Here is a 25,473-nt window from a genome sequence, read left to right on the forward strand (position 1 = left end):
AGCTACCTCGCCGGCCTACACCTGCGCGCCTCGATGATCTGGATCAAAGACCTCACCCGGACCACCCATTGATCACGACCCAATACGCGCCCTAGCAGGACGTAGGACACGAACGCCATCCAGAACGGGGATCATCTGCGGGGCATCGCCCCACTTCGCCCCACTGCCCGGGTGTCAGGGGAATGGCCGCCGGGCGGCACCCGCCGTCACCGGCCAGGTGAATCCTCGTCGTGAGCCCGCCGCGTGAACCGGCGGGCAGGGACCTCAAAAACGAGTTCGAGGCCGTCCTCCTCATCCCATTGCTCTCCAACCTCAACGAAGCCGAAGCCCGAGACCGTGGCCAGGGATGCCACGTTCCCGGGGCTGATCGCCGCCCGCACGGTTGTGACTGCGGGTTCGGCTGCTGCCCGGCGCAGCAACTCGACCAGCGTGGATCGGGCGTATCCCTGGCGGCGGAAGTCAGGAGCGACGGAGTAGCCGATCTCGACCATGCCGGCCTCGTCGGGCGGTCCGTGGAACCCCGTATGTCCGACGACGAGACCCTTGTCGCCGACGACCGCTTGCCGCACCATCCACCGCGCATGACCGGGATCGGCGGCCATCTGGTCGAGCCGGAACTGCCACAGCCACCGTGCTCTGTCGGTCACGAAGTACTCGGTCAGTTCAACCCCGGCCATCCTGCTGGCTCCGGACAGGTCTCCATCGAGCAATGCGGACATCGTCCCGCCGGACAGCTCGACGAAACGGACGTGTCTCGGGCTCCGCGTGAGCGGACTCTGGCGATCGGTTTCATCAGTCACCCGCGGATGCTCGCCGACTAACCCGCAAGCGTCCAACGATTTCGAAGCGATACGGCAAAGCGGCCCGCGGGATTATCTGCCACCGCAAGTCCCACTCCGGTGACCGTCGTTGCGCGCCGGGGACCGTCTGGCGTCCGACTTCTCGGCGCCGGCCTTCTTGGGCATCGCACTTCTCCTCGTCTACGCGCGCCGGCGGGCGAGCGCTCGGGTGCGGGCGGCAGCCTGGAGTCGTGCGGGCAGCGTGCGTCCCGAACGCGGTCGCACGCGCAGCTCATCATCGAGGCGGGGTCCGCCGGGTGGTGACCGCTTGGCTCCAGGCTGCCGTCCAGCCCACGGCGCCCCGCCCGCTGAGGCGTCTTCGCCTGTCAGCGCAGCTTCTTCACCATCAGCTGTTCTCTGGCCCCGTCGGGCAGGAGATCCCCGAGCTCTCCGGAGAAGTCGAAACCGTGGCGTTGATACAGCGTCACGGCAGGCTCGTTGCCGGGGATCACCGCCAGCCTCAACTTGGTGGCGCCCGAACGCCGGGCCCACGCCTCGATCACCGCGACCAGGAGATCACCGACGCCGCAGCCCCGGGCCTCGGGGCTGACCCATACCGATCTCAGCTCGCACGTGCCGCTGTTCACGGGAAGCCCACTGGCCATTCCCACCGCCTGCTCGTGCAGAAGCGCGACGACGTTGTGAGCCCCGGGCATGGCCAAACGCGCACGCCACCGCTCTTCCCCACCGCAGCGCCAGTCCTTGAGCCGGGACTTGAAGGAGTGCGGAGCTTCAGCCAGCGCAGCGAGACGAGCGTCCCGCCACAACGGCCAGTCGTCAGTCGTGAGAACCCGCAGGCGCACCATGCGAGCGAGTTTGCCGCGACATCTGTGGAATGGTCCACAACGCCAACGCTGACCCCGCTCACGCGGTGAGCCGTTCGGAGAACGCCGAGGTCAGCTCGCCCTCTCATGCCGAGGATCCCGAGACCCTACAGAGCCGTCGCAAGTGGCCGAACTGTGGTCGCACCGCTTGCCTGTCCGTGGGCGGGAGTCAAGCGCGCTCAGGCAGCACGGACTGGGTCCACGCCGGTGTCCAGATGCCACTGCTGGGGCGTCCGGGATAGGCGGAGGTGAGATGGCTGCGCAGGATGGCCAGGGCGGGGTGGGGGTTGTCGGTGCGGCAGATCAGGAAGTGGGGGTAGACCGGGGTCGGGTCTTTGATGGGGATGCGGCGCAGGCCGTGGCCGGCGGGCCAGACCAAGGGGGTCTGTTCGCTGACGAAAGTGGCCAGCGTCGTGGAGTTGGCGATGGTGTCGAGCAGGGGCTCGATCCCGAAGTCCGGGCCGACTGAGTCGATGACGACCCCGAAGGTGGCCGCGAGTTCGTCGTAGTAGGCGGCCCACTCGGTGCCTGGCATGTTGCCGGGCATCCAGATCCGCCGGCCGGCGAGCTGGGCAGGGGTGATCGCGAGGGCGTTCGCGAACGCGTGCCCCGCCCCGGTGAACAGGTGCAGCGGTTCGTCGAAGACGGCAGTGGCTTCCACGCCGCGCGGGAGCTGCCGGCCCGGCATCGTCACGGCACGAAACGTCGCGTCGATCGTCCCGGCCTGGACGGCGGCGATGGCTGCGTCGGAGTCGAACAGCGTCACGACATCCAGCGCGGTCTCGGGGTGGGCCAGGTGGAAGCCGCGCAGCAGACCCGCCAGGGAGAGCTGGCGGCCGATAACGTCGACGCGCAACGCCCGGCTGCCTGGCCGCACCGAGGCGACGGCCCGTTCAGCGGCCTGGAGGAAGGCACGGGCGTGAGGCAGGAACGCCTGCCCGTCGATAGTGATCCGCGCTCCGCGCGCGTCCCGGGTGAAGAGCTGGACACCAAGCTCCGTCTCCAGCGCGGCAATGCGCTTGGACACCGCCTGCGGGGTGATCGACAGGGCGATGGCGGCCTCTTGGAACTGTCCCGCGTCCACGACGGTGACGAAGGTGCGCATGGCAGTGACGTCCATGCCTCTCATCCTAGGCAGACAACCAACCGTTGTTCCTGGCCGCCATGATCGTTGTTTGATTCCAGCCTGCCCTGATCGCTTTGATGACTGGTGGTCAACCTGTGGTTGATCACCAGTCGTCCGCGACGCCACTCAACGGCTCCGGCCCGAGCGCCCCCTCGTGAGGAACCCTCATGCCTGATCAAGACCGCCTCTACGTCCGCACAGCCGAGTTCGCACGCATAGCAGAGCGAATCGAGTACGTGAACACGCTCACCTCACGGCTCAATGCCCTGCCCTATGAGGACAAGGCCACACGCCGCGCCCTGCTGTCCGAGATCACCGGCAAGCCGGTCCCCAGCTCCGTCACCGTCTACCCGCCCTTCTACAGCCACCACGGGCTCGGCATCGACTTCGGGGAGCACGTCTTCGTCAACCAGGGCTGCACTTTCATGGACAACATGGGCCAAGGCCGCATCCGTCTGGGAGACGGCGTCCTGATCGGCCCGAAGACCAACCTCATCGCCACCGACCACCCGCTGGGAGCCACCCAGCGGAGCGAATACGTCACGATGGCGCCCATCACGATCGAAGCCAACGCATGGCTCGGCGCGGCGGTCACGGTCCTCCCCGGCGTCACGATCGGACGCGGTGCCGTGGTCGGCGCCGGAACCGTCGTCACCAAAGACGTGCCCCCCAACACCCTGGTCACCGGACCGGCCGCGTTCGAACGCAAGCGGTGGGACGACTGAACCATGTGGCCGGCAGCGGCCCCGCGGCCGGTGCCCACGCCGGCTGCTGCCGTCCGTTATCCGCTATCCACGTCGCACCAGGCAGCCACCACGGCACCGTGCGGCTCTACCGATTGCAGGAGCTCGTGAACTGGCTCTGAACTGCGACAACTTGTCGACTACATGTCCGTGACGGCGAGATGGAGACCATTTCTGTAGCTCGTCCGGGCGGTCTCATGGGACGGCTCGTCCACCGGGATGGTGGCGGATTTCAGCGGGTTGGCGGGACGAACTCGGGCTGGTCGAGCAGGCGCAACCAGCTTCCGTCAGGCTGGCGCCGGACAACCTGCGCACGGGCGCCGGCCCCGTCCTTCGGTGGGGTCGAGGTGAGGGCGATGTCGCCGCTGACCAGCGTCGGCAGTGGTTGCTCCGGCTCGAAACGGGGACGGTTGGCCAGCACCTTTTCCCATAGCGCACGGATCGCCTCCCGGCCCACCGTCCGGTCCCCGGGCGGGTAGGCAATCACTGCGTCCTCTTCGTAGAGTGCGGCGACCCCGGCCGCGTCACCGGCGTTGGACCGTTCAACGAACAAGCGGGTGATGTCTTCGGGGCGCATGGCCTTCTCGTATTCCGGCATGGGTTCCTCCTGACGTCGGGCTTCGGTGCTTCCCAGCGTGGTTGCCCGATGATCAGAAGTCCAACAGATGATTCTTCTGGAAGCTAGAATTCTCAGTCATGGAACTGAGGCAGCTGGAATACTTCGTCGCGGTCGCTGAAGAGCAGAACTTCACCCGGGCGGCCGAGCGGGTGCACATCAGCCAGTCCGGCGTCAGCGCTCAGATCCGCCAGCTGGAACGTGAACTCGGTGCCGAGCTGTTTGACCGGTCGGCGCGCACCGCCACCCTCACCGTTGCGGGAAAGGCTGCGCTCGAACACGCCCGCGCGGTGCTCGCCGCGGCCGGGGCGGTCGGCCAGGCGGTGAGTGAGGTGACCGACCTGATCCGGGGTCGGCTCACGGTCGGGATGGTCATCGGCTGCACCCTGACGCCGCTGTTCGACGCACTCTCCGTGTTCCACCGGGCGCATCCCGGGGTGGAGCTCTCACTGTTGGAGGACAATTCCGACCGGCTCGTCGAGGGGGTGCGCGCGGGCACCGTCGACCTGGCTCTCATCGGGACCGCAACCGCCACCCCCGACGGGCTGGAGGCGCTGACGATCATCCGTGAGCGGCTCGTCGCAGCAGTTCCGGCCGGGCACCCTTTGGCGAAACAGCGGCGGGTCGCTCTGCGCGACCTGATCGCCCACCCGATCGTGTGCATGCCACCCGGCACCGGCCTGCGCACAGTATTCGACCGTGCTTGCGCCGCACAGAACCTCCAACCCGCGATCGCGTTGCAAGCCAGCGCCGCGGATGCCATCGCCGACCTCGCCGCCCGCGGACTCGGCGTCGCCGTCCTCAGCGAATCGATGGCCGCGAGCTACCGCGGCCGAATCATCGCCCGCGCCATCGACGACGTCGAAACACCCGCCCTGCTCGCCCTGATCTGGAAGAACACGCACAGCCCCGCGGTGCGTGAACTGCTCGTACACAGCCGACAGGCATTCACCAAGCCCGAGCCTGGGTAACAGCGCCGTCGTCCCCACCGCGACCGCCAAGGCGCCGGCGCACTCCTGCCCGACCAGACCCTCCTGGTCGTCGAGGTCACCTCCGGGTCCAACGGCGACGCCATCGCCAAGGCTCGCGTCATGGCCCAGGTCCTCATCGACCCTGGTCCCGGTCTGCGTCTGTCACCCAGAACCGGTGCGTCGTCGACCCCGTGCGGTGCGTGATCGGGACGATCAGCCCAGCCGCCGTCTTGCGCACCAGGTCGTCGAAGAGCACGTCCCGGGGCTTCGGCGTGACGTGCCGCTTGCCGCACCGATTGGGGGTGTCCGGGCACCGATAGAGCGCGTGGATACCACAGCGCCAGAAGTCGAGTACGCGGAATCCCGAGACGACGCGAAGGTCGCCCGTTTTCGCGATCACCTCAGCGGGCAGATGGTCGCTCCTCGTCCAGTGTGTATCGGTCCGGCGGGCGTAGTCCGACCGGTCCGTGTGCCACGCCGGGATGATCCCGTGCTTCGCCGCCTTGCTTGCGCGCGCTTTCACGCTCCGCGGCCCCTCCGCGCCGGCCGACGAGAGCTGGATCTCCCACCCGACCCGGATGCCGCCCTCTCCCTGCACGAGCGTGTCGGTCTGGATCCACGACCGCGGCCCCACCGCCGTACGCACCTCGCTGTTGGCGGGATACCCGAGACTGTCCGCCGCCCGCACGATCCGCTCCTGGTACGCCTTGTGCTCATCGGAGAGCGGCGCGCGGTGACGCTGCTCGTCCTCCGCCCGCTCGTGCACGGCCTCCCGCCGCCCGCCGCGCTCCCGCAGATACATCCACGCGACCACCCCCGCCCTGCGGCAGACACCACCGCACTGGAGACCGCGCTTGGCGACCGGAACGCCCCGGAGCGCGTCGATCCGGTCGTTCTGATACAGCAACTCCCATAATTTCGGGATGCTTTCGTGCCCGAGATCGCCCCGGGTCAGGTCCAGTTCGATGCCCCACTTCTCGTGCCAGACGATGTTCGCCACGTATGCCGCCTTCGCCGTCGGAGACCCTGTCCTGAAGGTAGGACCACCCACTGACAACCCGGCAGATACTGAACCAGCCGTACGAATAAGGGCGACATGTTCGTAGCGGTGACTCCCAGCACCGTCCTGTGCCGGGCGCACGGGCAACTGCGGGACGGCGGCCGGAGGGCGATCTCGCCTTGGGCCAACACAACTGCTGGCACGATGTGCCGCGTGCCCGGCTTGGGCCGAGTGTCGGTGGGGAAGACCAGAAGCCCTCCTGCGCGCACCGCGTCGGCCGCGTGGGAGAGGCCGGCTCGTCTGGTGGGGCCGGTCTGGCAGTCGTAGAGGTCCAGGGTGTCTCGCTCTTGTGCGGTGGTTCGGGACGGCGGGCGGGACGCCGGCCGGTATCCCGCCGGGGTCACGGGCGCGGTGTCCGTGAACAAGTCCGCAGCCGGGGCGTGTTGTGCACGCGTCTGTGTCCTCACTGCGCGCTGCCTGCACGGTGCGCTGCTGGGGATCCTGGTGCGATCACTGGTCGTGCCGGTGCTGGTCCGACGTTGCGCGGGTGGCGGCTTCGAAGTCCGATACGTCGAGGACGTCGGCGTGCAGCGGGATGACGGAGTGCATCAGCAGCTCGTGACGGCCGGGGTCGCCGTCGGCGCACACGTCGCCGAGGACGAGCAGGCGGTAGTCGCGGTCGGCGGCGTCTCGGACGGTGGACAGGACGGCGCCGCTGGTGGCGATGCCGGCGAGGACCAGGGTGTCGATGCCCTGTTCCCGCAGCAGCGGACCGAGGCCGGTGGTGCTGAAGGCGCTGACGCGGGTCTTGGTGACCGTGTGCGCGCGCCTGTCGGCGCGCAGCAGAGGGTGGACGTCCGCCTCCGGTGTGCCTTCGGTCAAATGGCCGGCCCGGGCCAGTGGCGCGAAGGCTTTGTTGTGGGCGGGGATGGCAGCGTGGTCCTCGGGGGCGAAGGCGACGCGTACGTGTATCTCCCGGATGCCGGCTGCCAGTGCGGCCCGTTGGGCGCGCTGAGCGCGTTCCAGGAGCTGCTCCGGCTCCGGGATGCCCTCCAGCACAGCGGGCTGGAGGTCCATGAGCAGCAGTGCGGTGCGGTGTGGCACCAGGGCGGGGGTCTTGCTCGGCAAAGGGGTTCCTTCTGTGTGTGGGACGTGGGTTCCTCGTGCGCTGCGGCACAGCCAGAGCATTTATTACAGCGCTGGATAATCCTGTACTGTAATAATGGTGATGAGCAATGATCAAACCCACTGGCTCACCCCCGACGAGCTGCGGGTCTTCCGTGCCGTCAACCGCACCTGGGAGGCCCTGACGGCCCAGCTCGACCACGACCTGGAGGAAGAGGCAGAGCTGCCGCGCAGCTACTTCGACATCCTCTGGCGGCTGCGGCGCGCCCCGGGCCAGGCGCTGCGGATGAGCCGCCTGGCGGAGATCACCCACTCCAAGGCCAGCCGGATCACGCACGCCGTCGGCCGCCTGGAGAAGGCCGGTCTGGTGCGCCGCGAGGTCCCCGAAGGCGACCGGCGCGGCTGGCTGGCCGTACTGACCCCGCAGGGACAGGAAAGGGCGGAGCAGGCCGCACCGGTCTACGCCCGCAGCGTGCGCGAACACGTCCTCGCCCCGCTCACCGATGCCGAGCGCGAACAGCTCACCGCCATCGGCGAGAAGCTGCTCGCCCGCCTGGACCCCGAGGCGCTCCCCGGCGCCGACGACAAGGAAGGGAGCTCCGCATGACGACTCCACCGACCACCCGCACCCCCACCCCGGCCGCGCCCCCCGAAAAGAGCGCCGACGGTCCCGGGCGCCTGTGGCAGGTGCAGGTCATCGCCGGGCTCGGCGGGTTCCTCGCCGGCGTGAACACCTCCACCATGGACGTCGCTCTGCCCACGGTCAGCCGCCACTTCGGCGCCTCGGCCTCCGCGGCCTCCTGGACGCTGCTCTCCTACATGCTCGTCACCACGGTGCTGGTGTTCGTCTTCGGGCGGGTCGCCGACATGATCGGCCGACGCCGCATGTACCTGGGCGGCATCGCCCTGCTCACCGCCGGCAGCCTGCTGTGCGGGCTGGCCCCCGGCATCGCCTGGCTGATCGCCTTCCGCTGCATACAGGCCATTGGCGCCGCCGCACTGCTGTGCAACATCACCGCGCTGATCACGGACGCGTTCCCCGCCCGCCGACTGCCGACCGCACTGGGCGTCAACGCCACCATCGCCGCCCTGGCCCAGGTCCTCGGCCCAGCCGTGGGCGGCGCCCTGGCCTCCGGGTTGGGCTGGCGCGCGGTGTTCTGGTTCAACGTGCCCGTCGGACTGATCGGCCTGCTCTGGGCCCGGCTGAGCCTGCGCCCCGGCGCAACGCCCACCGAACGGGAACCCTTCGACTACCTCGGCGCGCTGCTGTCCACCCTGGCCCTGGGCGGCCTCATCCTGGCCCTGTCCGAGGGAGGGGCACTGGGCTGGACCAGCACCCCGGTCCTGGCCGGCCTCGCCCTCTTCACCGTCTTCGGCCCCTTCTTCCTCGCCGTGCAGGCCCGGCGCCGGCACCCGCTGCTGGACCTCACCCTGTTCGCCGACCGAGCCCGGTCACTGGCCTACCTCGCCCTCTTCCTTATGGCGATGGCCTACTTCGCCGTCGTCCTGCTGATGTCGCTCTACCTCCAGGCCGCCGCCGGAATGGCGCCCTACCAGGCGGGCCTGCACGTCCTCTACGTCGCACTGGCCATGGCAGCCGCCGCACCGGTCGCCGGCCGACTGCGAGACCGGTTCTCCGCCAGGGGCCTGGCCAGCACCGGCCTGGCCCTGGCCGCCGCCGGCCTGTTCGCCCTGGCCGCAGTGGTGGCCCCGAGGATGAACAACGCCCTGCTCGCCGTGTGCCTGCTGGCCGTGGGCGCCGGCGTGGGACTGTTCATGACCCCGAACACCAGCGCCATCATGGGCTCGGTCCGCGCCGAGCGACGCGGCATCGCCAACGGAGTGCGCCAGACCGTCCAGAACGCCGGCTACGCGGTCAGCACCGCACTGGCGCTGACGATCGCGACCGGCGGTCTGCCCACGCCGGTCAAAGAGGCCGCCTACTCCGGCACCGTCTCCGCTCTCCCCCCTCACACACTGCAGGCCCTTACCAGCGGCTACCGCTGGGCCCTGCTGACCCTGGCCGCGACCTGCGTGCTCGGCCTGATCGCCTCACTCAGCCGCGGACGAACCACCCCCACCCACTGAGCCCCGACGGCCTCTTCACCCTTGGCCATCGGACTGCCCAGTGAGCGCCGCCCGGAGAGTTGTACAGCGCCACATGCCCGCTCGCCGATGGGCGCTGCTCGACGGTTACGCTGCGCCCTCGATCTCGGCCCGCAGCCGGGCGGCGAGGTCACAGCGCCGGACGTGCTCCCAGCGTTGCCCCACGCTGATCCGGACCGGAACCGACTCCTACCGGTTCCAGGCCACCGAGGACGAACGCGGCACCAAGAACACCCGGTGAGTTTGTCCTCGAACGTCCGGGTCGGTCAGTTCAGCAGGGCAGCCGTGAACGTCTTGCGGTGGTCCACCAGCCAGGTCTGCACGCGGTCCCAGCGTTCCCATCCACCACGCTCGGCCAACGCCTGGAGATAGACGGGGTCTCCGCCGGCCACGCGGCAGACGACGAAGGCCCGGCAGACCTCCGTGGCCTGCTCGATGACGCCAGGCAACTCGGCGCGGTCCCCAACAGAGAGGCCGTAGCCGTCGGCAAGAATCCGCAGCCGTGCGGCCGCATCCAGCCCGGGGGGATAGAGAGAAGCCGCGGATTCAGGATCAAGCATGGGCACCCAATAGCGGGCGGTCATGGCGAGGTCCCAGAGGGCACGGCCCGGGGCCGCCAAGTCGAAATCGATCAGGGCCGCGGCACGACCGTCGCGGAAGACGACGTTCTCCGGGCACACATCGTTGTGGCACAACATCCTTCCCCCCTCCGGGTCGGCGAGGTCCGGGGGCCACTCGGCACACGTGTCGACCGCGACGGCCGCGCTGCTCTCATGCAGACGCCGCAGCAAGCTCCCCACCGATTCGAGAGCAGAACTCGTCATCGCCCAGTCCGGGAACGGCGGCAGAGCCACGTCGCCAGGGATGAAAGTCAGCTGCTCACGGCCATCCGCAGCGAGACCGACAGGGGCCGGCGCCGCATCGAAGCCGTGCTCCTTCAGCGCAAGGAGATGGGCATGCAGGGCGCGCGCGGTGCGCGGTGCCGGTCGCTCCACCAACTCCCCCCGGCGGAAGATCGCCCCCGCGTTCACCATCCCGCCGACCAGCGCCTCGTCTTCAGCCGTCATGAGGATCACGCTATCGCCGGATCGACCCCGCGCGGGCCGGGCTGCACACGACGTGGATCAACGCACGACGCAACGCGCGACTGAGACCCGCGCCGCCCTGCCTAAGGGCCGGATCGCTGCTATGGCTGAAGACCCGGATCTGGTCGGACGGATGGGTGCCTTGGCGCCATCCCAGCAGGGTCTGGCCCGGCGATCGGCTGCGGCCGCACCCAGCCCCACGCCCTGCCCGCCGTGCGTGAGGCACGGGCCGCCGGCGCCCGGCGCACCCTCCCCGCGGCGCGACAAGCCCGCCGTGACGCTTTGGAGGCCAAGGTCCGGGCTGCTGGATTCGCGTCGATGGCCGCCGCGATCGACGCGACACGCCACCTGTCGAGCCGGGCGGCGGCTCGAATCGGTGTGGGGCGCCGTACGACGTGGCGAGGGCTACACCTTGCGCATCACCGCCGTGCCCCCGGTCCACCGTCAACTCCTCAGCCACTGCCAGTCACTCGCCGACGCCGCGGCGGTCCCAGCCCAGCGCACGGCGCGCCGTGAGTACGAGAACCGCGTTAATGGGCTCGGGGCTACCGGCTAATCAAGATCCATCTCACCGGTAACGGCTGTACTGATCCACCTGTCGACTCCGTATCTGCAGATGCAAGCCCTGCCCATGATGGGAGTCGCCGACGAACGGCGCGCCACTCCCATGAATCCCTTGTTTTCAGACCATAGTGGGGCGCCATGAGCACGGAGCCCACATATCCCGTCGCCCCCGACCACAAGCCGCAGGAACAGCCCCCGGACCCGACGATCGTGGCCATCGGAGTGGTGGCGGTCCTGCTGGTGGTGGGGTGGGCGTCCATCGGGAAGGACAACTTCGCCGATGTGTCGGCCACCGCTCTGGACTGGGTGCTGAGCAATTTCGGCTGGCTTTTCGTGGTGGCCGCCGATTTCTTCCTGGTGCTGTGTGTCGTCCTCGCGTTCAGCCGGTTCGGAATGATTCGTCTCGGCCGGGACGACGCGGAGCCGGAATTCACCAATCTCGCGTGGATCGCGATGATGTTCAGTGCCGGTATGGGTATCGGCCTGATGTTCTACGGCGTGGGCGAACCGCTGCAGCACTACGTGTCACCGCCGCCCGGCTCCGGTGCGAAAGGCGAGACTCTGGACGCGGCCCGTACGGCCATGGAGTACTCCTTCTTCCACTGGACGCTCACCCCGTGGGCCATCTACGGCGTCGCCGGCCTCGCCCTGGCGTACGCAGGCTTCCGCAAGGCCCGCGGCAACCGGCTGAGCTCGGCCTTCGTATCGCTGATCGGCGAGCGGCGGGCCAACGGAGGGCCCGGCAAGGCGATTGATCTGCTGGCGGTCTTCGCCACCGTCTTCGGCACGGCGACCAGCCTCGGCCTCGGCACGCTCCAGGTCGCCAAGGGCCTCAATCTGACGGCAGGCGTGTCCGAGTCCCGGACCCTGGAGTTGATCATTATCGCCGCGCTGTCGGCGGCCTTCGTGGCCTCGGCCTTCTCCGGGCTGCACCGGGGTGTGAAGTGGCTGAGCACGGTCAACATCCTGCTGGCGGCGCTGCTGATGGCCTTCGTCTTCGTGGTCGGCCCGACCGTGTACGCACTGGACACGATCCCGGCGAGCCTGGGCGGATACCTCAGCCAGCTGCTGCCGATGGCCTCAAGGACCGGCGCCTTCACCGACCCCGGCTGGACCGGCAAGTGGACGATCTTCTACTGGGCGTGGTGGCTGTCCTGGGCGCCCTTCGTCGGCACGTTCCTCGCCCGCATCTCGCACGGCAGGACCATCCGCGAGTTCCTCATCGGGGTACTGCTGGTCCCCAGCGGCGCGACCATGGTCTGGTTCTCCGTCATGGGCGGCAGCGCGATCCGCCGGGACGCGACCGGGCAGGCGAACCTCGCGGAGACGGTCGGCGAGGGCGCGGAGGCGTCGCTGTTCGGGCTGCTGGACAGCCTGCCGCTGGGCACGCTCTCCTCGTGGGTGGCGATGGTGCTGGTGATGACGTACTTCGTGACAAGCGCCGACTCGGCCTCGCTCGTCATGGGCTCGCTGACCAGCCGGGGCGCGTTGCACCCCCGTACCTGGCTGGTCGTCCTCTGGGGCGTGCTGATGGCCGCGGTCGCGGCCGTGCTGCTGGTCGCGGGCGGGCTCACCGCGCTGCAGTCGGCGACGATCCTGGTGGCGCTGCCGTTCACGCTGGTGATGCTGGCGCTGTGCTGGTCGCTGCTCACCGAGCTGCGCGAGGACCCGGGCGCCGGCCCTCCGCGGCACGCCCTGCACGGGCTGAGGGACGCGGTGACGGCCATGGTCGGCGAAGCAGTCACCGAACACGGCAGGCCCCGGCACCCGCGGCTGCTACGGCTGCGCCGCGCGGCCGGAATGCGGCGCGGCGAGGGCGGCGACCGCGGCAACGAAGATCACGGAAAGTGACCGTCAGGCTCAGCAGCGCCGACAATTTTGGGCCCGGACCGTGCTTTTGTGGCGCACATTCGCGCTGTAGCTCGAATAGCACTTCTTCCCGTCCGAGCCCGCCGGCTGCCATCCATAGCGCCATTTGCCATGAGTGACATTTTGGCAAGCGTTTCCCAGCAGCTGAACAGTCGAATCCTTGATTTCGATCTTTACCACGCCCCACTCGGAGGGGTTACCCAGCTCTGCGGGCGGGTTCACCCCGTCACCGCGCTTGTGGATGACGGGCTGCCCGGCTGTGAGGCCGTCGGTGGATCCAATCCCGGCATTGTCGGTAGCGGTACCACCCTGAGGGCTGTACGCGGCTGCCGGGGTGGCAAAGCTGCAAACCGCGAGCGCGACGCTCACAAAGCCGAAAATTATTAATCTGCCGAACTTTTTCACGATGCCCCCTCTTTGCCCCCTCGCTGGGGGTTTCGGAATGGTGGTGGTCAATCACATTGAACGTCGCAGAAAACCACTTTGGCTGGTTCGTGGATCCGACTCAGTGCGCGCTGCCCACTTTTCACCCGAATTTAGCGAACTGGCCTACCCCTTCCCTCCAATAGGTGCTGTGGCAGATGGCTTGATATTGCGCGCCCACCTAACCTCGATCTCTGCGCGTCGGCTGACGTGCATGGCGGCCTGTTCGGTCAGGGCGACGGTGGGGCGGCGTGGCAGGGTGGGCGCATGTGCGGCCGATACGTCTCCACCCGCCGTCCGCAGGACCTGGCCAGCCTGTTCGACGTCACGCGTTGGGATCCGGGCCTGGTGCTCGGCCCGAGCTGGAACGTGGCCCCGACCGACGACGTGTGGTCGGTCCTGGAGCGTGTCGAGCGCGACACCGGCGAGGTCACCCGGCAGCTGCGGCCACTGCGCTGGGGTCTGGTGCCGTCCTGGGCGAAGAGCCTGAACGTCGGCGCGAAAATGATCAACGCGAGGGTGGAGACCGTCGCGGAGAAGCCGGCCTACCGCCGGGCGTTCGCCAAGCGCCGGTGCCTGCTGCCGGCGGACGGCTTCTACGAGTGGCAGACCGTCGCGGCGACCGGGACGGCCAAGGCCCATAAGCAGCCGTACTTCATCAGCCCCGAAGACCGCCAGGTCATGGCGCTCGCCGGCCTGTACGAGTTCTGGCACGACCCGGCCGCGGCCGAGGATGACCCGGGTGCGTGGTGGACCACCTGCACGATCATCACTACCGAGGCCACCGACGCCGCAGGACGCATCCACCCCCGCATGCCCCTGGCCATCGAACCCGCCGACTGGAGCGCCTGGCTCGCCCCCGCCCACCAGGACCCCGGTGCACTCCGTGCCCTGCTGGCAGCTCCCGCCGCCGGCCACCTGGACACCCGCGCTGTGCCCACCGCCGTCAACAACGTACGCAACAACGGACCCCACCTCCTGGACGAGATCACCGATCACCGGCCCCATGACTGAAGGCGAGGGCAGGCGCCCGCCGCCTGCGCCCTCTCCCCGAGCAGCCATCAAGTCCGGTGCCGCCGGTTCGACCGGCCTTGTCCGCGCGGCGGCCATGTTCATCCAGTCGCCGATCTGACGGCCCGACCTTACGGACCTTCAGCGTCCCGCCGGCTGGACACTGCATGCCGCGCGATCGTCGACAAGGTCAGCGCTCGCTCCTTCTCAATGACAAGCCAGCCCTTGGCGAGGAGGGACTGGAGGAGAGAGCGGACCTCGTCGCCCAGATCGTCCGCCAGGTCGTCATCCGTGGGGGAGCGGCCCGCCCTCAGGAGAGCGGCCACGTGGAAGACGAGCGCCTCCTCCTCCGCGGTGATGTTGAAGTCCATGAGGTGAAGGTAGCGCGCCCACCTCCCGCCGCTCGTAGGGTGTCTGGTGGGTCGGTACGCTGCAGCGCCATGGCCAACTGCGACGGTGGGATGCAGCTCTCTGCCCCGGCTCGTTCGTGTCCGGCATGGCAGGATGTGCGGCATGACGAACGACCATGGGATCCATGCCGCGTAGGCCTCCGCACAATGTCCGGGCCGGGCTCCCCGCCCACCGGCCGGACGGTGATGCCATGGCCGACATCGACGGCCTCTCCGTGCGGACCATGTCCGAGATCCGGCGGATCGAGCGCACCCGCACCTACCTGAAACCGGGGCAGACTGTAGCGGCGGTGCGGCTGTGGAAGGACCATGTGCGGCTCCCCAAGCGCCAGTTGTGGGCAGACTGGGAGTGGGGCGACGAACTGCACTGGGACTGCTGCGGCAATCCCTTCCACGCCAGGGACCTTCTGGAGAACATGGTGAACGCCCTCCCGGCCCGCAGCGCGGCCGAGCTGCGCAAGCTGGTCGAGCGGCTCGACGCGCTGGCCGGACGCCAGGACGTACCGCGCCAGGTGCCGTCGGCGGCACCACCGTGGCATGTGTGGTGACCACGCCCAGACCACCGGGCCGACCGCACCCAGCCAGCACGCGACACTACGGAGCCCCCGCCGCGGCCGTACTTCGGAACCTCAAGTGGACACGCGACACGCGGATCACACCGAAGCAAAACCCCCGCATTTGCCCGATGCATCCCCGCCAGAGCAAGTGATGAAGCGCTACGTTAGGGCATTAGCCCTGCTCAACCAGGCTTCTCGATCGCCCTTCGGGGCGGTCGAGAACCGCAACGCTGCTCGGCTCCGGCCGGGACTACCCGCGCTGCGAGGACCGGCAGGCCGACCGCCGTGCCCAGCGCCGCGTGATCGTAGCCGCCGTCGACGCCGCGATGCCTGGGACCTCCGAGACCGAACGCCGTGCGGCCGCCGACCGGCAGCTGCACGAGACGGTGACGGCCAGGGCATGGGCCCGCGAGCGTGAGTGGGAGCGGATCCGGGCCTGCCGGGCCGCCGCCCCGGCCCGCGCCGAAGCCGCCCGCCGCGCATGCCGACGCCGACGTCCCAGCCGTGCCGGTTGCCCGGGTCGCGCTGCCCGCATCGCGCCCGGCCGTCCTCGTTCCGGCGCCGGCCCCGGAGGCTGATGAGGAGTTGGTCCTCGAGGATCTGACACGCGAGCAGGTCCTGGACTGGCGAAACCGCGCCGCTGCCGACCACCAGGTCGTCCACGACCACATCGAGCGGTATGGCCAGACGTCGGCCCAACGGCTGTTCACCCGAGCGTTCGTCGCGCAGGTGCAGCGCCTGTCCGGCCTCGGGTACCTGGACCTCGGCTACACCGTCTGAGGACAGGCATGAGCGAGGGCTGCTCGGGACGAGTTGGTCCCACCGTGGCCGGCCGTTGGTGAAGTCCTTGTCCTTGGCGCGGCGCCTCTCCTTATCGCCCCTACGAGGGGGTCACAATACCCGACCGTCGTCGCCATCGTCGGCGGCGCCCCCGTGTCCTCATCGACCCTTCGAGGGGTCGCAACGTGAGGCCCTGTGCGCGATTGTGCCGACTTCGCGGCCTGCCCGTGCGTTCGCCTGACGGTCCGGTCAGCAGCATCGCCCGGGCCGCTGATGCGTGGCATGTTTCGCTCGTACTTCGTTCCACCCGACTACCTCGGCCAGGCGCGCGCGGAGTCCTTGCGGGCCGCGACGATGGCCGCAGGCGCGGCCACGAAGGCGAGGCATCCGCACAGAACGGCGAGGATCGGGTAGCTGGCCAAGGCGACGACGATGCCGGAGGCCAGGCCACCAGCGGCGCCCGCGACGGCGATGGCGACGTCGACCAGTCCTTGGACCTTGGCGCGGGTGGCCAGGGGTGTGCTGTTGGTGACGATCGCGGTGCCGGTGACCAGGCCGAAGTTCCAGCCGACGCCGAGCAGGACGAGGGCGAGGGTGATCAGGGTGATGGAGTGGCCGGGCGCGAGGGCGGCGACCACTCCCGCGGCGAGCAGGGTGCCGGCCGTCACCACGCTCATGGCAGTGGCGCCGAACCGGTCGACGAGGCGGCCGGCCAGCGGCGACGGCAGGTACATGGAGCCGGTGTGCAGGGCGATGACCAGGCCGGATGCGGCGGTGCCGAAGCCGTGGGCGTGCATGTGGACAGGTGTCATGGTCATCACGGCGACCATGACGAGCTGGCTGAGGACGAGGACCACGACGCCGACGAACAGGCCGGGGCCGGGCCGGGAGGGGGAATCCGCGGGTGCGCCCTCGTCCGAGGCCGCGGGCAGGGCGCGGGCGAGCACCAGCGGGTCTGGGCGCAGCCATAGGAGGAGGGTGAGTGCGGCCAGGGTGAATGCGACCGTGGAGAGGAGGAACAGGCCGGTCAGTTCGGGCAGGTGGAGCGCGGTCGCGAGGTGCCCGGCGGGGGTGGTGAGCAGAGGTCCGGTGATGCCGCCGGCCGTGGTGGCGACGATGACGGTGGAGGTGGCGCGGGCGCGCTGATGGGGTGCGGCAAGGTCGGCTCCCGCGTACCGGGCCTGGAGGTTGGACGTGGTGCCGGCGCCGTAGAGGAACAGGGAGACGAGCAGCAGCGCGGGGCTGCCGAGCGCGGCTGCGACGACGACGCCGGCCCCGCCGAGGGCGCCGGTGAGGTATCCGGCGGCCAGTCCGGGGCGGCGGCCGAGGCGCTGGGAGACGCGTCCGATGACGACGGCGGCGCCGGCGGAGCCCGCGGTGAGCAGGGCGATGGGCAGCCCGGACAGCGAGGTGTTGTGGAGCATTTGCCCGGCCAGCAGCCCTGCGACGGTGACACCGGCGGCGAGGCCGACGCCGCTGAGGACCTGGGAGACGAGCAGCACGGTCAGGGTGCGCTTCTGCACCGCGGATATGGAGGGGGAGAGCGCGGCAGTGGGCGGGGTGCGTGTGGAGGCGAGGGACGGGTGGCCCATGTGATCCGTACTTTCGGGGGGAGGCCGGGGTGGCGGGTTGCCGGGCGGGGGCGGTCCGGTGGTCGTCAGGCGGTGTTCAGGTGTGTGCGGGACGGAAGAGCACGGGCGAACTGGTCGGTGATGTGGGCCAGTTGCCGCTCGTCGCCGTGGTCGAGGATCATCGCGCCGTCCGGGGAGGTAGTGATGTGCCGGTCCAGGACGAACCGGCCCTGGGTGACCTGGGCGCCGAGCGTGGTGAGGACTGGGCGCAGGGCGTAGTCGAGGGCGAGGACGTGGGCGGGCTGCCGCCGGTGGCCAGGGGAAGCACCGGTTTCCCAGCGAACGCATGCTGGGGCAGCAGGTCGAGGAAGGTCTTGAGCAGGCCGGAGTAGGCGGCCTTGTAGATGAGGGTGGCCACGACGAGGGCGTCGGCCTCGGCGACCAGGCTCATGGCGCGGGCGAGGGACGCGTGGTGGGTGTCCGCGGTGAACAGCGGTGCCGCGGGAAGGCCGGGCAGGGTGAGTACGCGGGTCCGGTGGCCGCGGGTCCGCAGGCCCGCGGCAGTGTGCTCGGCCAGGAGGGCGGTACGGACGTACGGGACGGGCTGCCGGACGGGGCGAGGACGGTGGCCACGGGAACTCCTCGGGAACTCCTGGAGAATCAGGGGGACTTGGCGGTGAAGGGTGGCGGGCGTTGGTGGGTGGAGGTCCGCTCGTCCCGCGTCAGCGCGGGCTGTCGGGCATGCCGTAGGCGTCGGCGATCAGCTCGATGGAGCGCAGCCGGGCCTGGATGGAGTGACCGATGCCGCCGATCATGAGTTCGTCGGCGCCGGAGTCCCGCTGGACCTGGTTCAGGTGGGTGGTGACCTGCTCGGGGGTGCCGTGCGGGACGTGGTTCAGCCAGCTGTCGACGGCCTGGCGTTCCTGGGCGTCGTAGGTGTAGGCGTCCACTTCATCGGGGGACGGCAGCAGGTAGGACTTACGCTGGAACATGCGGAGCATGGCGTGCGCGAGGGTGCCGGCCTGGCGGCGGGCCTCACGCTCGTCGTCGGATACCGCGACGGTGAAGCTGACCAGCGCGTACGGCTCGGCCAGGGCCTCGGACGGAGTGAACCGCTCGCGGTACAGACGCAGGGCGGACACGACATCGCGCGGGTTGAAGTGCGCGGCGAAGGCGAACGGCAGACCGAGCCGGGCGGCGAGCTGCGCCGAGTAGCCGGACGAGCCGAGCAGCCACACCGGCAGGCGGCCGGTGGGCGGGGTGACGCCGTTGAGCCGGTCCTGGGCGGGCCCCGGCACGGCGTACACGCGGTCGGCGTAGGGGTGCTCGGCGGGGAAGTCGTCGCCGAGGAAGTGCAGCAGTTCGAGGACCTGTTGGGGGAAGTCCTCGGCGCCGCTCGCGCCGCGGCGCAGGGCGGCGGCCGTGGCGTGATCGGTGCCCGGGGCGCGGCCCAGGCCCAGGTCGATGCGTCCGGGGGCGAGGGCGTCCAGCATGCCGAACTGTTCGGCGACGACCAGTGGCGGATGGTTGGGCAACATGATCCCGCCTGCGCCGAGCCGCAGCCTGCTGGTCTCCGCGGTGAGCCGGGACAGCAGGACGGGCGGGCTGGAGGTGGAGACGCCGGGCATGGCGTGGTGCTCGTTCATCCAGTAGCGGGTGAAGCCGCGCCGGTCGGCGAGCCGGGCGAGTTCGATGCTGCCGGCCAGCGCCTCCGCGGCGGTCTGGCCGGTGCCGGTCATGGCGGAGTCCAGTACGGACAGAGGGGCGGGGGCGGAGCCGTGGCGGGTGCCGCAGATGGGGTCGGTCATGGTGGTGCGGTCCTTCGGTGGTGCGGGAGGCGAGGGAGGGGCCGGGTGCCGGCCGACAGGTGCGGCGGGTCTCTGTCGGCCGGCACCCGGCCGCGTCCGGTGTACGTGATTGACGTACGTGCCCGACGTGCGTGAGGTCAGCCGCGGACGCCGAAGTCGACGCGGTCGGTGAGACCGGCGGCGGCAAAGGCGGCGACGAGCGCGTCGCGGCCCTCGGTGAAGTGGGCCCAGCTGTCGTAGTGGACGGGGACCACACGGCCGGCGTCGAGGATCTTCGCGGCCTGGGCGGCCTGGGCGCTGTCCAGGACGATCAGCCCGCCGTCGAAGACTTCGGTGAAGCGGGGTGCTCCGGCGAAGAGGAGGGCCGTGTCCACCGGGGCGAAGCGCTCGGCGATGTCCTTGACCGCGTCGAGCGAGGCGTTGTCGCCGCTGACGTAGACGGTGGGCAGGCCATCGCCGGTCAGGACGAACCCGACGACCTCGCCGCAGATCGGCTCGACCTCCTCGCGCGGGCCGGGGCCGTGGATGGCGGGCACGCCGGTCACGGTGACCGTGCCGGGCCCGCCGTCCCGGCGCTCAAGCTCAATCGACTGCCAGTCGGCGAGGCCGGTGGCCGCCTGGCCGAGACGCTCCCCGCCGCCGGGGGTGGTGAGTGTCAGCGGGACGTCGGCGAGCAGGGCCCGGCCGGAGGTGTCGAGGTTGTCGGCGTGCTCGTCGTGCGAGAGCAGGACCACGTCGACGCGGCCGAGATCGGCCGGGCTGCCGTCAGCCGCCGCCGTCTTGGTCAGTACGACGGCCGGTGCCTGGTGGTCGCCGGGGCCGTCGAAGGTCGGGTCGGTGAGAAAGCGCAGGCCGCCGTACTCGAAGAGGGCAGTCGGGCCGCCGAAGACGCGGACGGGGAAGGGGGTGGTCTGCAGGGTCGGGGAAGACACGAAAGAAGTTTCCTCACGGATAGATTACGTGTTAACCGTGAGTCGACTGTAGACGTGTCTCACGGATGAAAGCAACCCGTACCATGAGAAGCATGGAAGAGTTCGTGACGGAAGAAGGCGCCCTGCCATCGGCACCGGGCGAGGATGAGCACCCCGCCCTGGCCCTGACCAATAGCGCCGTCGCACTGCCCGGCGGGCACACAGCCGACCTCCTGGCCACCCCGGCGCAAGCCGAGCAGTGGCTGACGCAGCGCGACCTCGCCCCGGCCGACGCCGGCTTGGCGGAGGTATGTGCGACGCAGCTGCGCTCGTTGCGCGAACAGGTCAGGTCGCTACTGGCCTCCCGCGTCGCCGGACAGCCCGCCTTGCCCGCCGCCGTCACGGCGATCAACGACGCGATGACCCGCGTCCCCACCGCATCCCTCCTGCTGTGGGACGAGAAGACCGGCCCCTACCGCGCCACACCCCACCCCACCACCGCGATCGTCGAGCACGCCATGGCCGTCATCGCCGCCGACGCCGCCGACCTGCTCACCGCCCCCGACGCCGCCCGCCTGACCGCCTGCGCCTCCCCGCCCTGCAACCGCTTCCTGCTCAAGCACGGCCGCCGCCAGTGGTGCTCCACCCGCTGCGGTGACCGCGCCCGCGCCGCCCGCGCCTACGCCCGCCGCACCGCGACGAACTGACGACGTCACGTCACCGCCCCAGCAGGTCACCATGCACACCGGCTACGAACGCCTGACGCCGGACACAGCACCTGCGCCGTCGACACAAGGCGACGCTCAGTCACAACCGACGGCGTAGTGGACGGTTGTCGATTGCTCTGGCTGGGTGCGCCCTGCGTGACCTCCAAGCAGCGGCTTGAGGACGCCGTAGTAGGGCTGGTGGTCAGCTTTGCGGAGCCAGCGCCTGCGGTCGTTGCTGATGGGCTTTCGATGGCGCGTGAGGACCGGGAGCTGGGTGAGTATGCGCTGCCGGTGCTGGTCTACCCCGTGCTGCGCAATCCCGGCAGCACCCGCCGCCCCGGACCGATCGAACGAGCCGAGAGCCGCTACCTGACCGAACTGCTCGGTGGCACCCGGAGCCAGATTCTGCGCCTCGCCGCCGACGGCCCGACCACCACCGAGCTCGGATGCCGCGCCGGAGTCTCCGTGGCGACCGCGAGTCGCCACGCCGCAGCCCTCCGCAACGCGGGCCTCACCACCTGCCGGCGGCACCGCTCCACGGTCACTCACCACCTCACGTCGCTCGGCGCAGCCCTGCTGAACGGAACCCCCGAACCAGAGGGGGAAAGGTGACTAGATACGCCGTCTCGTGAGGTTGATGTCGCCTCAGCGGCGGGCCACGACCCGGCGGCGGACGGTGCGGGGGCGGCCCTGCTGCTCTACATGACCTTCTTCATCGGCGCCTTCGCCCTGTCGAGTTGACCGCCGCACCACGTCCGCTTCGGCACATCAGCGTTCGCGCGCAGCGGGTGTCGAGACGAGCCGCAACCGCGCAGGTGGTACTCCGTCGACCGATCATGAATGAGATGGATGAGCGTCTGCTGGGCCTGATCGATGGAGTGGTCGACGCCGATGAACCGCGGCTTCCCTTGCCGACGCTGCGGGAAGCGCAGGTCGCGGTGGAACTGCTGCGGCAGCTCGCCGAGGGGGACGGTGCGGGCTCGTATGCGGCGCGGCGCCTGGCCGGCAGTCTGGCCCGCTGACTGCCCACCGCCGACTGACCGTCGAGGTCGCGCGCCAGGGGCGACGGGATGACCGCGCCAGGGACGTGCCGGCCAAGTCGTGGGCGAAGGCGCACGAGTGGGGCCAGTACCGGGCCCGGCAGGCCGCTGCGGTTCAGGCCCGCACCGAAGCCGCGGCCGGCCGCGCAGGCCGGCGATGTCTCGGCCGTGCCGGTGGCCCGGGTCGTCCTGCCCGCGCCCCGTCCGACTCCCGTCGCCCCGGCCCCGGAGCCACGGACGTCGACGACCAGGAGCTGGTGCTTGAGGAGCTGACTCGCGAGCAGGTGCTGGACTGGCGTACCTGCACTGCGCACGGCCATCAGAGGGCGTCCACGACCACATCGGCTCTGCAGCTTCCCACCGGTACGTCCGCCTTCCCTCCCAGAGCATGGCGAAGGGGTCGGACGGATCGTCCGACCCCTTGGGCGAGCGTCGCCGGGAGCTGCTGGCCCAGCCAACTCCCGGTGCCTATCGGATCAGTGCTGCTGGAACCAGAGCACGAGCCAGCCGACGATCGCCGTCCCCAGGGCTGTCGACGCGCCGCGCACGAGACCGGTGGTTGCCTCGCCCGACAGCCGTAGCAGCGCCTTCCGCCAGGTGGAGACAACGGCGGCGGGGGGCTTCGTTAATCCGTGACTGCTCGTAGGCTCAGAGGTAGACACAACGACTCCTTCTCACATTGGTGATCGTGGTTCTGATGCAGAACGGCTCCCTGTTGCCGCAGGGAGCCGTTCGTCAATTGTCCCGCAGGGACGGGCCGACTGACAGGAACAGTGCCCGGCGGGCGCTCCCTGTGCGCGCACGGCCGCCCCGCCGACCTGCACAAATGACTTCCTGTCAGTTGTCGATCGCGGAAAGTGCTTGCTCATCCGGCCAGGATGGGTGAGCTTCCCCGTGGCAATGTGAGTCATCGTGAGATATCCCTGGATCTTCCGCGTCAACGGAGAGGGGAAGCCATGGGGCGAGTCTTGAGGATGCCGGGGGTGGACCAGTTACCTCCGGGCCCGCGAAGGAGGTTCGTAGACGGTCTGTTCACCTACTATCGGTCAGCTTCCAGGCCGACGCTGCGGAAGATCGCCGAACTGATTCCGCAGCAGTGCCCTGAGGCGACCGGCAGCCCGGAGACCGTCCGCCGCACGCTCCTTGGACTGTCCACCCCAGCCAACTGGAGCACGGTCGACGCGATACTCACGGTCCTGTGCGACCTGGCGCAGATAGATCCTGATGTGGCATCAACATCCACTGACGACCCTTGGGAAGTCGGCAGCCCTTCCACACCTAGGGCGGAAATCAAGGCGCTGTGGCACGCGGTGTTCGACGCCGATCCCCGAGACTCTGGGCAGAAGCCTCTGGACGCTGAGCATCGACGACGTCCGCAGCGGGGCAGTGATCCTTGGGATGAAGCCCTAGAACCTCCACCGTATAGCGACGAACCTCCCTTTTAGGGACAACGCCGCGTATGGATTGAGGCATCGGGCAAGCTGGGGCCCGTGCAGCGCAGGCTCAAGAATAAACGCGCGGCCGCAGTGTCTGGACTCCGGATCGGAGCCCAGACGGCACAAAGCCCGCTACAGAAAAAGCGGGCGCCGCCGATCCCATCAGGGGAGACGATGACGCACGCCGGACCGCACCCCGCCCCCGCGCCCGCGCCGGACCGCACCCCCACGGCCGCGCCGGACCGCACCCCCACGGCCGCGCCGCCGCACCGGGTCGACTCGACCATCGCGTTCCGCTCGCCCGCAGCAGCCGTGGTCTAGGTCGGCTTGATCAGGGCGATCTCGCCCTGGTCCAACGCCGCTGCTGGCACGATGTGTTGGGACGAAAGGCGGTCTCGTGCGGGGCGACAGGCGGCAGATCCAGACAGCGGTCCTGGGCAGCGCGGAGTCGGAAGATCCGCTGATGCTTCCGCTGGAAGCGATCGAACTGGATGTCTTCCGCCGTCGGCACGACGGTGACACCTTCTGGTGCGGGCTCCTGCTCGGGGGCTGCGGTCTCCAGCTGACCACGAAGCTCTACACCGACCGGGTCTGCCATTTCGCCCACCACCGCGGCCCCGAGGGGCACCTCCACGTGTGCGGCCGCCGTGCCCGTGGCGTCTCCAGCGCCGACCATCTGTACGTGAAGTCCGCAGCCGGCGCCTGGCTGCGGGACCGCGGCACGCACGCCGCCTTCGAGTTCACTCAGCCGGACGGGGCGCCGATCGGCTCCGTGGTGGACATCCAGCTCGAGCACAGCAGACTGCGGGTCCACTTGGACCAGGCCGTGGCGCCGGAATGGGACGGCGAGCGCGAGCCGGTGCTGAGCGAGTCCGTTCCGGTTGACCGGGACACCCTGATCCGGCGCTGGTACGTGCACCGCATCCGCTTGGACAGCGAGGGCACGGCCCGCGTGGTCAGGATCGGCACCGAGGCGTTCGCGCGGCCCACCGAATGGTTCGGCCTCGAGGAATGCGATGTGACGGAGCGGGGCCTGACGACGCCGGCGGTGCAGCGAATCGTGGCGTCCCACAGCGCCCCTCCGCCACGCTGGACGCCGGGCAGGGCCAAGAAGGTGCCGACCGTGAATGCCCAGGCACGGGCGTTGCTGAGCCAACTGGACGATGCTCGCAGTCTCGGGTTCGTTGTCGCTGCGAGGCGGCTCTGCGGCGAGATTACGGGCCTGGCCGAGGTGGACCGAGAGACGCAGGAACGGCTGGACGCCGCCTTGGAGACGACGAAGGGCTGGCTGGAGGAACAGGTAGAGGTCCGCCGGTCTCTCTATGCCCAGCTGGACGAAGCGGTGATTGCGCAGGACACCCAGCAGGTGCGCAGGCTTTTCGCCCACGTCAACGCGACGGCTGCTCATGACCGTACGGACGATGAGGACGCCATCGTGAGCAGGGCGGCGGACCACTTCGCTGACCGGGCGCGCGCCACCCAGGAGAGGATCGCGGCGAGGGTCGCTGACGAGAGAGCAGCTGCGGATGCCATCACCCGCGTCTCGAACATCCTCAAAAACCTGAACCAGAGCCGCTACAGGAACATGCGCGACCAGGTCGAGACCCTTGTCCGCTACGCAGAGGTCGCCGGCGACCGGGTCACGGTTCACCAAGCGAGCCAGATCGAGGTATGGAAGCAGCGAGCTGGCCTCAGCCCCGGGGAAGAGCCGAAGGACGACGACGGGACTCAGCAGGCGAAACGCAGGGCGCCGCTCCACCGGCAAGTGGCACGTCGTTACTGGATCAAGCGCAGCTGTCCGCGCTGTCTCGCCGGTCAGGGCAAGGACTGCGTGATCGCCGACGGGACAGGCAACGGCGACTTGCGCTATGTGCCGCACGATGAACGCCTGCAGCCGATCCTGGATCAACGGAAAGCTCGGCTACCGCGTCGGTAGCGCCGGACAGGCGCG

Annotated in this window: 26 protein-coding genes and 2 pseudogenes; 14 read left to right on the plus strand and 14 right to left on the minus strand. The window is 69.6% G+C overall.

Annotated elements, in window-relative coordinates:
* Positions 1-84 precede the first annotated feature (84 nt).
* The 4 genes and pseudogenes from ACIBK8_RS28025 to ACIBK8_RS28040 all read right to left on the minus strand — a co-directional run.
* Positions 85-247 (minus strand): annotated as a pseudogene (locus ACIBK8_RS28025) (IS5/IS1182 family transposase); the annotation flags it as partial.
* Complete coding sequence (locus tag ACIBK8_RS28030) at positions 207-719, minus strand: GNAT family N-acetyltransferase (RefSeq protein ID WP_399044818.1); 513 nt, start codon at positions 717-719, stop codon at positions 207-209. The gene ACIBK8_RS28030 and the pseudogene ACIBK8_RS28025, both read right to left, overlap by 41 nt.
* Before the next feature lie 446 nt (positions 720-1,165).
* Positions 1,166-1,645, minus strand: a complete 480-nt coding sequence (locus ACIBK8_RS28035; protein WP_399044636.1) for a GNAT family N-acetyltransferase — start codon at positions 1,643-1,645, stop codon at positions 1,166-1,168.
* Positions 1,646-1,832: 187 nt separating this feature from the next.
* Positions 1,833-2,783, minus strand: coding sequence for a LysR family transcriptional regulator (locus ACIBK8_RS28040; RefSeq protein WP_399044637.1), 951 nt, complete (start codon positions 2,781-2,783; stop codon positions 1,833-1,835).
* A 173-nt stretch (positions 2,784-2,956) separates the two neighbouring features.
* Here ACIBK8_RS28040 and ACIBK8_RS28045 point away from each other — a divergent pair, with 173 nt between their 5' ends.
* A complete protein-coding gene (locus ACIBK8_RS28045; protein WP_399044638.1) occupies positions 2,957-3,514 on the plus strand; it encodes a sugar O-acetyltransferase in 558 nt (185 codons plus the stop codon).
* A gap of 250 nt (positions 3,515-3,764) precedes the next feature.
* Here ACIBK8_RS28045 and ACIBK8_RS28050 read toward each other — a convergent pair whose 3' ends face one another.
* Positions 3,765-4,130, minus strand: coding sequence for a YybH family protein (locus ACIBK8_RS28050; RefSeq protein WP_399044639.1), 366 nt, complete (start codon positions 4,128-4,130; stop codon positions 3,765-3,767).
* Between the two features lie 98 nt (positions 4,131-4,228).
* On the opposite strand from ACIBK8_RS28050, the gene ACIBK8_RS28055 reads away from it, so the two are divergent.
* Positions 4,229-5,119, plus strand: a complete 891-nt coding sequence (locus tag ACIBK8_RS28055) for a LysR family transcriptional regulator (RefSeq protein WP_399044640.1) — start codon at positions 4,229-4,231, stop codon at positions 5,117-5,119.
* Between the two features lie 133 nt (positions 5,120-5,252).
* On the opposite strand, the gene ACIBK8_RS28060 is transcribed toward ACIBK8_RS28055, so the two are convergent.
* Together ACIBK8_RS28060 and ACIBK8_RS28065 are read right to left on the minus strand one after the other, a co-directional pair.
* On the minus strand, positions 5,253-6,119 hold the full coding sequence (locus ACIBK8_RS28060) for a hypothetical protein (RefSeq protein WP_399044641.1): 867 nt from the start codon (positions 6,117-6,119) through the stop codon (positions 5,253-5,255).
* Positions 6,120-6,629: 510 nt separating this feature from the next.
* Complete coding sequence (locus ACIBK8_RS28065) at positions 6,630-7,247, minus strand: cysteine hydrolase family protein (RefSeq protein WP_399044642.1); 618 nt, start codon at positions 7,245-7,247, stop codon at positions 6,630-6,632.
* A 100-nt stretch (positions 7,248-7,347) separates the two neighbouring features.
* Between ACIBK8_RS28065 and ACIBK8_RS28070 the strand changes: the two genes are divergently transcribed.
* The 3 genes from ACIBK8_RS28070 (at position 7,348) to ACIBK8_RS28080 (ending at position 9,591) form a co-directional block, all read left to right on the plus strand.
* Positions 7,348-7,851 (plus strand): MarR family winged helix-turn-helix transcriptional regulator, encoded by a 504-nt coding sequence (locus ACIBK8_RS28070; protein WP_399044643.1) that lies wholly within the window; start codon positions 7,348-7,350, stop codon positions 7,849-7,851.
* Positions 7,848-9,332 carry a DHA2 family efflux MFS transporter permease subunit gene (locus tag ACIBK8_RS28075; RefSeq protein WP_399044644.1) on the plus strand — a complete coding sequence of 495 codons (1,485 nt, stop codon included), beginning with the start codon at positions 7,848-7,850 and terminating at the stop codon, positions 9,330-9,332. Before ACIBK8_RS28070 ends, ACIBK8_RS28075 begins: the two co-directional genes overlap by 4 nt.
* Before the next feature lie 73 nt (positions 9,333-9,405).
* The gene (locus ACIBK8_RS28080; protein ID WP_399044645.1) at positions 9,406-9,591 is read left to right on the plus strand and encodes a hypothetical protein; all 186 of its coding nucleotides are present in this window, start codon (positions 9,406-9,408) and stop codon (positions 9,589-9,591) included.
* Positions 9,592-9,616: 25 nt separating this feature from the next.
* On the opposite strand, the gene ACIBK8_RS28085 is transcribed toward ACIBK8_RS28080, so the two are convergent.
* Complete coding sequence (locus ACIBK8_RS28085) at positions 9,617-10,417, minus strand: phosphotransferase (RefSeq protein ID WP_399044646.1); 801 nt, start codon at positions 10,415-10,417, stop codon at positions 9,617-9,619.
* A 720-nt stretch (positions 10,418-11,137) separates the two neighbouring features.
* Here ACIBK8_RS28085 and ACIBK8_RS28090 point away from each other — a divergent pair.
* Positions 11,138-12,850 (plus strand): BCCT family transporter, encoded by a 1,713-nt coding sequence (locus ACIBK8_RS28090; RefSeq protein ID WP_399044647.1) that lies wholly within the window; start codon positions 11,138-11,140, stop codon positions 12,848-12,850.
* Between the two features lie 9 nt (positions 12,851-12,859).
* On the opposite strand, the gene ACIBK8_RS28095 is transcribed toward ACIBK8_RS28090, so the two are convergent.
* Entirely contained in the window at positions 12,860-13,273 is a 414-nt protein-coding gene (locus ACIBK8_RS28095; protein ID WP_399044648.1) for a hypothetical protein, read from the minus strand.
* 285 nt (positions 13,274-13,558) lie between these two features.
* Between ACIBK8_RS28095 and ACIBK8_RS28100 the strand changes: the two genes are divergently transcribed.
* Entirely contained in the window at positions 13,559-14,305 is a 747-nt protein-coding gene (locus ACIBK8_RS28100; protein WP_399044649.1) for an SOS response-associated peptidase, read from the plus strand.
* A 128-nt stretch (positions 14,306-14,433) separates the two neighbouring features.
* Here ACIBK8_RS28100 and ACIBK8_RS28105 read toward each other — a convergent pair whose 3' ends face one another.
* Positions 14,434-14,673, minus strand: coding sequence for a hypothetical protein (locus tag ACIBK8_RS28105; protein WP_399044650.1), 240 nt, complete (start codon positions 14,671-14,673; stop codon positions 14,434-14,436).
* A gap of 230 nt (positions 14,674-14,903) precedes the next feature.
* On the opposite strand from ACIBK8_RS28105, the gene ACIBK8_RS28110 reads away from it, so the two are divergent.
* Together ACIBK8_RS28110 and ACIBK8_RS28115 are read left to right on the plus strand one after the other, a co-directional pair.
* Complete coding sequence (locus ACIBK8_RS28110; protein WP_399044651.1) at positions 14,904-15,260, plus strand: hypothetical protein; 357 nt, start codon at positions 14,904-14,906, stop codon at positions 15,258-15,260.
* Positions 15,261-15,854: 594 nt separating this feature from the next.
* Positions 15,855-16,049, plus strand: a complete 195-nt coding sequence (locus ACIBK8_RS28115; RefSeq protein WP_399044652.1) for a hypothetical protein — start codon at positions 15,855-15,857, stop codon at positions 16,047-16,049.
* Positions 16,050-16,360: 311 nt separating this feature from the next.
* On the opposite strand, the gene ACIBK8_RS28120 is transcribed toward ACIBK8_RS28115, so the two are convergent.
* From ACIBK8_RS28120 to ACIBK8_RS28135, 4 genes and pseudogenes are all read right to left on the minus strand, one after another.
* Entirely contained in the window at positions 16,361-17,641 is a 1,281-nt protein-coding gene (locus ACIBK8_RS28120) for an MFS transporter (RefSeq protein ID WP_399044653.1), read from the minus strand.
* Between the two features lie 65 nt (positions 17,642-17,706).
* Positions 17,707-18,253: pseudogene (gene ssuE / locus ACIBK8_RS28125) on the minus strand (NADPH-dependent FMN reductase).
* Positions 18,254-18,342: 89 nt separating this feature from the next.
* Positions 18,343-19,428 (minus strand): LLM class flavin-dependent oxidoreductase, encoded by a 1,086-nt coding sequence (locus ACIBK8_RS28130; protein WP_399044654.1) that lies wholly within the window; start codon positions 19,426-19,428, stop codon positions 18,343-18,345.
* Positions 19,429-19,565: 137 nt separating this feature from the next.
* Positions 19,566-20,360: an MBL fold metallo-hydrolase gene (locus tag ACIBK8_RS28135; protein WP_399044655.1), complete on the minus strand. Its 795-nt coding sequence runs from the start codon at positions 20,358-20,360 to the stop codon at positions 19,566-19,568.
* A gap of 92 nt (positions 20,361-20,452) precedes the next feature.
* On the opposite strand from ACIBK8_RS28135, the gene ACIBK8_RS28140 reads away from it, so the two are divergent.
* The 5 genes from ACIBK8_RS28140 to ACIBK8_RS28160 all read left to right on the plus strand — a co-directional run bounded on the left by ACIBK8_RS28140 (position 20,453) and on the right by ACIBK8_RS28160 (position 25,458).
* On the plus strand, positions 20,453-21,046 hold the full coding sequence (locus tag ACIBK8_RS28140; RefSeq protein ID WP_399044656.1) for a CGNR zinc finger domain-containing protein: 594 nt from the start codon (positions 20,453-20,455) through the stop codon (positions 21,044-21,046).
* Positions 21,047-21,295: 249 nt separating this feature from the next.
* Positions 21,296-21,658: an ArsR/SmtB family transcription factor gene (locus ACIBK8_RS28145; RefSeq protein WP_399044657.1), complete on the plus strand. Its 363-nt coding sequence runs from the start codon at positions 21,296-21,298 to the stop codon at positions 21,656-21,658.
* 233 nt (positions 21,659-21,891) lie between these two features.
* Entirely contained in the window at positions 21,892-22,068 is a 177-nt protein-coding gene (locus ACIBK8_RS28150) for a hypothetical protein (protein WP_399044658.1), read from the plus strand.
* Positions 22,069-23,696: 1,628 nt separating this feature from the next.
* Positions 23,697-23,843, plus strand: coding sequence for a hypothetical protein (locus tag ACIBK8_RS28155; RefSeq protein WP_399044659.1), 147 nt, complete (start codon positions 23,697-23,699; stop codon positions 23,841-23,843).
* A 76-nt stretch (positions 23,844-23,919) separates the two neighbouring features.
* On the plus strand, positions 23,920-25,458 hold the full coding sequence (locus ACIBK8_RS28160) for a hypothetical protein (protein ID WP_399044660.1): 1,539 nt from the start codon (positions 23,920-23,922) through the stop codon (positions 25,456-25,458).
* The last annotated feature ends 15 nt before the right edge of the window (positions 25,459-25,473 follow it).

The organism is Streptomyces sp. NPDC050161 (assembly GCF_044460025.1).
Lineage (GTDB): Bacteria > Actinomycetota > Actinomycetes > Streptomycetales > Streptomycetaceae > Streptomyces.